At 63.2% G+C, this 2541-nt stretch carries 3 protein-coding genes; all 3 read right to left on the bottom strand.

Annotation, left to right across the window (positions count from 1 at the left end; all coding sequences use genetic code 11):
- Positions 1-8: 8 nt before the first annotated feature.
- Positions 9-1640 carry an IS66 family transposase gene (gene tnpC / locus EV665_RS32010; protein WP_133037267.1) on the bottom strand — a complete coding sequence of 544 codons (1632 nt, stop codon included), beginning with the start codon at positions 1638-1640 and terminating at the stop codon, positions 9-11.
- Positions 1641-1715: 75 nt separating this feature from the next.
- Positions 1716-2060 (bottom strand): IS66 family insertion sequence element accessory protein TnpB, encoded by a 345-nt coding sequence (gene tnpB, locus EV665_RS32005; protein ID WP_024269940.1) that lies wholly within the window; start codon positions 2058-2060, stop codon positions 1716-1718.
- A complete protein-coding gene (locus EV665_RS32000; protein ID WP_133037266.1) occupies positions 2057-2464 on the bottom strand; it encodes a transposase in 408 nt (135 codons plus the stop codon). The genes tnpB and EV665_RS32000 overlap by 4 nt, the downstream gene beginning before the upstream one ends.
- Positions 2465-2541: the final 77 nt, after the last annotated feature.

Raw genomic sequence — 2541 nt, 5'->3', positions numbered from 1 at the left:
GTAAGCGGTCAGCCGATGGCGTCGGGCTTGAAGTTCCATGGCATCAGGGCTTCGATGTCGGCGGCCGGCCAGCCTTGAGCGATGCGGCGTAGGGTCTGAGCCAGCCAGGCAAGCGGATCGACGTCATTCATCTTGCAGGTCTGAAGAAGCGTGGCGAGCGTTGCCCAGGTGCGACCACCGCCCTCGCTTCCGGCGAACAGACTGTTCTTCCTCGTGATCGTCTGGGGCCTGATTGCGCGCTCGACAATGTTGGAGTCGATCTCGATGCGACCATCGGTCAGGAACCGCTCCAGCGTCTCGCGCCGGGTGAGCCCATAGCGGATCGCCTCGGCGGTTTTGGATTTGCCGGAGACTTTACGCAGCTCGCTCTCCCACAGGTCGAAGAGACCGGCGACGATGGGCGTGGCCCTTTCCTGCCGCCGCGCCGCCCTGGTCTCAGCGTCTCGACCACGCACCTCATCCTCGATCTTCCACAGCGCACTCATGGTGACGATCGTATCCGTCGCGACCTGCGAGACCCCGGCAATGTGCAGGTCGTAGAACTTTCGCCTCAGATGCGCCCAGCACCCGGCAAGCTGGATCGTGTCATTGCTGCCAGCCTTGGCGCGCGCCTTAGCAAGGCTCGTATAGGCGGGATATCCGTCGACCTGAAGGATACCGTTGAACCCGGTGAGATGACGTGCCACGCACTCGCCGCCTCGGCTGTCCTCGAAGCGATAGGCCACCATCGGCGGGCAGGTTCCGCCATAGGGCCGATCATCGCGTGCGTAAGCCCAGAGCCAGGCCTTCATGGCCTTCCCGGAGCCGGGTACAAGGGTGGGCAAGGTCGTTTCGTCGGCAAAGATCCTTTCGCCCTCCTTGACCCGCTCCAGGATATAATCGGCGCATATCTGAAGCTCGAACCCCAGATGCCCCATCCATTGCGCCATCAGGTTCCGGCTGATCTCGACGCCGTCGCGCAGGTAGATCGCCTCCTGCCTGTAGAGCGGAAGACCGTCGCCATATTTGGAGACGGCAATATAGGCCAGCAGCCGCTCCGTCGGCAGGCCGCTTTCGATGATGTGCGCTGGCGCCAGCGCCTGGATCACGCCGTCATGGCCCCGGAAGGCATATTTGGGGCGGCGCGTCACGATGACCCGGAACTTCGGCGGCACGACATCCAGGCGCTCGGACCGATCCTCGCCGATCAGAACCTTTTCCAGCCCGACATATTCGGCGGGGATTTCCGGCTCAACGATCTCCTCGATGCGTACGAGATGGGCGGCAAAGCCCTTGCGCGGACGCGGCGCGCGCTTCGGCTTGTCGCCGCTCGCGCGGTCAAGCTCACTCTGGATCGCCGCAAGACCCGTCTCGACCTCCTCGAAGGCAAAGGATACCTGCTCGTCATCCACGGCAAGCCGCAGCCGCTCCGACCGGGTGCCATGCTGCGTGCGTTGCAGGACGTTCATGATCGTCGTCAGGTTGGCGATCCGCTCATTGGCTGCCGCCTCCACCGCCTTCAGACGGGCGACTTCTGCCATCGCAGCGTCCAATCGGGCCGCATTCCCGCGGGCGATTTCGGCATGTTCGCGCGCCATTGCCTGGATCATCGCCTTCAGCGCATCAACATCGTCCGGCAGTTCGGCAACGGGCAAAACCATGGAGGGAATAGAGCACAAAACGCCCTATTTTCCAATGGGTTCAGCCAATTTTAGCGCGCAATCCGGCAGGCATGTTCACCCCGTCAACTGCGGGCGTTTGATCCGCGCGGGTCGGATCCTCTTCCAATCGAGACCTGCCAGAAGCGCCATGAGCTGCGAATGGTCCAGACGCAGCCGCGCAGCCGATATGCCCGGCCAGCAGAAGCTGTTTTCCTCCAGAACTTTCGCATAGAGACAGACCCCGCTGCCATCCCACCACACGATGCGAATACGGTCCGCCCGTTTCGACCGGAACACATGCAGAGCACCCGAGAACGGGTCGAGGCCGCTATCCCTCACCAGCGCCATCAGGGACGCCGCTCCTTTACGGAAGTCCACCGGCTGCGCCGATACGTAAACCACAACACCCGACGCGATCATGCCTGGCGCACCGCGCGGATGATCCCCGCCAACTGGTCGGGATCGATATCGCCGCCGACGCGCACGACAGCATCGCCCAGCACGATCTCCACCGGCGCGCCGGCACCCGCATCAAATCGCGTGAACTTCAACGGATCGTTCGGCGAGCCGCCACGCCCGCCCAAGGGCACTGCCAACGGCGCGACCGTCCCCGACGATAAAGCCTTCCGCCGCCACGCATAGAGTTGCGACACATCCAGCTCATAAGCGCGGGCGACCTCTGCCACCGTGCTTCCCGGCGAAAACGCCTCCGCAACCAGCCGCGCCTTCTCATCCTCCGACCAATGACGCGGCGGCCGACGCGGCGACACCGCAGTCGCCGTCAAAACCTCGAACGTTCGGACCTGACTCACCTTGTCGCTCATATGACTCTCCTCGTGATTCACGAGGAAAATGAGCCTCAAACCGAAAATCCGCTACGTGGGGTGGCCTACCCGCTTAC

It is taken from the genome of Shinella granuli (assembly GCF_004341885.1).
Taxonomy (GTDB): Bacteria; Pseudomonadota; Alphaproteobacteria; order Rhizobiales; family Rhizobiaceae; genus Shinella; species Shinella granuli.
The sequence above is the reverse complement of the archived record's forward strand: the minus strand, read 5'-3'. Positions and strand labels throughout refer to the sequence as shown.